This is a genomic window from Mesorhizobium sp. M7A.F.Ca.CA.002.15.2.1 (assembly GCF_003998715.1).
Taxonomy (GTDB): domain Bacteria; phylum Pseudomonadota; class Alphaproteobacteria; order Rhizobiales; family Rhizobiaceae; genus Mesorhizobium; species Mesorhizobium ciceri.
In genome coordinates, this window is the sequence record NZ_RZPI01000657.1 from 1 (window position 1) to 3,052 (window position 3,052).

At 62.0% G+C, this 3,052-nt stretch carries 3 protein-coding genes and 1 pseudogene; all 4 read left to right on the forward strand.

All coding sequences use genetic code 11. The features are described 5' to 3' along the window. A partial coding sequence (locus tag ENZ74_RS27010) for a substrate-binding domain-containing protein (protein WP_164761241.1) occupies positions 1-493 on the forward strand: 493 nt, incomplete at its 5' end. A gap of 300 nt (positions 494-793) precedes the next feature. Continuing rightward, positions 794-1,735: a sugar ABC transporter substrate-binding protein gene (locus ENZ74_RS27015; RefSeq protein ID WP_024502009.1), complete on the forward strand. Its 942-nt coding sequence runs from the start codon at positions 794-796 to the stop codon at positions 1,733-1,735. Between the two features lie 113 nt (positions 1,736-1,848). Further along, positions 1,849-2,925 (forward strand): ABC transporter permease, encoded by a 1,077-nt coding sequence (locus ENZ74_RS27020; protein WP_013528362.1) that lies wholly within the window; start codon positions 1,849-1,851, stop codon positions 2,923-2,925. 2 nt (positions 2,926-2,927) lie between these two features. Continuing rightward, a pseudogene (locus ENZ74_RS35830) lies at positions 2,928-3,052 on the forward strand (sugar ABC transporter ATP-binding protein); the annotation flags it as partial.

Here is a 3,052-nt window from a genome sequence, read left to right on the forward strand (position 1 = left end):
GATGATCTCCAAGGCAGCCAAGCGGCCCGGCAAGGTCGCCCTCTTCGTCGGCAGCCACCGCTTCCACGGCCATGAGCTGCGCGAGATCGGCTTTCGCTCCTTCTTCCGCGAGCATGCGCCGGAGTTCAGCGTGCTTGAAACGCTGGTCAATCTGGAAGCCAACCAGGTGACCCATGACGCGATGATCGATCTTCTGGCGCGCTATCCGGATCTTGCCGGCTGCTACGTCGCCGGCGGTGGCATGGAAGGCGCGGTCTCGGCGCTGCGGGCAGCGAAGCCCGCGACCATGCCGGTGGTCGTCTGCAACGAGATCAACGCCGAGTCGCGCGCGGCGCTCGCCGACAACATCCTCACCATGGTGATCTCGACCCCGCTCGCCGCTTTATGCCGTGAGCTCGTCGACCTGATGGCGCATGCCATCGAAACCGGCGCCGCCAACGCTCCGGGCCAGACCTTTCTGCCCTTCGACATCTATCTGCCGGAAAACATCTAGCCAGCCGCCGCGCAAGGTGCCGAGGCAAATGATAGAATCCATCAGAGCGATGCGTAAATCGGCCCGCAGGCCGCGGAATCGCCCTTGACGCCCCGATGTGAAATGGAATAAATATTTCATCATCTGTATATTTTGGTTCTTTCGTTCCGGAATATCTGTTTCAAACAGAGGGTTTGACGTTCCAGCCAACGGCAAGCGTCACCCGGAATAGAAACGACATCAGGGAGAGATTCCCCGGGGAGATCGGGGATTCCGGATAAATCGGTGAAACCGGACACCAATATGTGGAGGAGAAACACAATGAAGAAATTGATTTTAGGCGTCGCCTTCGCGGCGCTGATGAGTTCATCCGCCCTGGCCGCCAAGGTTGGCGTGTCGATGGCCAAGTTCGACGACAACTTCCTGACCGTGCTGCGCAACGGCATGATCGAGCAGGCCAAGGGTATGAGCGGCGTCGAGCTGCAGGTCGAGGACGCGCAGAACGACGTTGCCAAGCAGCTTGACCAGATCAAGAACTTCGCCGCTTCGGGCGTCGACGCCATCATCGTCAACCCGGTCGACACTTCGGCCACGCAGGCGATGTCGGATGCCGCCGCCGCAGCCAAGATCCCGCTGGTCTATGTCAACCGCGAGCCGGTCAACGTCGACACGCTGCCCGACAACCAGGCCTTCGTCGCCTCGAACGAAGCCGATTCCGGCACGCTCGAGACCAAGGAAGTCTGCCGCCTGTTCAAGGAAGCCGGCAAGAAGGAAGCCAATGTCTATGTGATCATGGGCGAGCTTTCCAACCAGGCCGCCGTGCAGCGCACCAAGGACATCGACGATGTGATCGCGACGCCGGATTGCAGCTTCATCAAGATCATCGACAAGCAGACGTCGAACTGGAACCGCGACGAGGCGCAGAACCTGATGACCAACTGGCTTTCGACCGGCAAGCCGTTCGATGGCGTCATCGCCAACAATGACGAAAGCGCCATCGGCGCCATCCAGGCGATGAAGGCCGGCAACATCGACATGAAGGCGGTTGTCGTCGGCGGCGTCGATGCCACCCAGGACGCGCTGGCGGCCATGCAGGCGGGCGACCTCGACGTAACTGTGTTCCAGGACGCGGCCGGCCAGGGCGCCGGCGCTCTCGATGCGGCGCTCAAGCTCTCCAAGGGCGAGAAGGTCGAGCACAAGGTCTACGTGCCCTTCCAGCTGGTGACGCCAGCCAACATCGACAAGTTCCTGAAGAAGAACTGAGCCGCCAGCGGTTCGATACGGAGCGGCGCTCTCGATCAAGACAGCGCCGCTCCCTCTCTCCCTCAGCGCCGGCACGGCGCGAGGGCGACCGCGGCTGATGGAGGACAGAATACGTGGCACAGACATCTCATGGCGTCGGCGGCGTCGGTTATGATGCGAAGAAGCGCACATGGCCGGCCGAGTTCAATGTTTTCCTGGCCCTGGTCATTCTCGTCGTCATCTTCGAACTGATCGGCCGCATCTTTCTCGGCGACAGCTTCCTGTTCAACACACGCAGCGATGTCGGCGGCATCTTCAACGAAGCGCGCCTGCAGATCATCATCCTGCAGGTGTCGATCGTCGGCATCATCGCCATCGGCGTGACACAGGTCATCATCACCGGCGGCATCGACCTGTCCTCGGGCTCGATCGTCGGCGCGACCGCCATGATCGCCATGAGCTTCGCCCAGGTGGCGACGGTCAACGGCAACCCCAATCCCAAGGCGATGTTCCTGGCGCAGGGCTGGACCGACCTGCCTGTCATCGTGCCGCTGCTGGTGGCGATCGCCTGCGGCCTCTTCGCCGGCCTGGTCAATGGCGCGCTGATCGCCTACACGCGCATTCCGCCATTCATCGCCACGCTCGGCATGATGGTGACCGCGCGCGGCATCGCCAAATGGTGGTCCAAGGGCCAGCCGATCTCGTTTCCCACCGAGAGTTTCGCCAGCATCGGCAAAGGCCTGATGCCGGTCGTCATCTTCCTGTCGCTGGCCATCCTGTTCCAGCTGATCATGACCTATACGAGGTACGGCAAGCACTGTTACGCGATCGGCTCCAACGAGGACGCCGCGCGCATGTCCGGCATCAAGATCGCCAATCACAAGATCCTGGTCTACGTCATCGCCGGCATTCTCGCCGCGCTCGCCGCCGTGGTGCTGAGCTCCAAGAACCTGACCGCGCAGTCCGGCATGGGCGTGATGTACGAACTCGACGCCATCGCCATGGCGGTCATCGGCGGGGTCTCGCTGTCGGGCGGCCGCGGCTCGATCATCGGCACGGTGATCGGCTCGCTGATCTTCGGCGTCATCATCTCCGGCTTCACCTTCCTGCGCCTCGACGCCTACTACCAGGAGATGGTCAAGGGCGTGATCATCGTCGGTGCGGTGGTTCTCGACCAGTGGCGCCAACGCCTGCGGGCAATGAGGGCATGACCATGTCAGACATCGTCCTGAAGACCGAAAACCTGACCAAGCGCTATGGCGGCGTGCATGCGCTGGAAGGCGCGAACTTCGAGCTGCGCAAGGGCGAGCATGTCGCCATCATGGGCGACAACGGCGC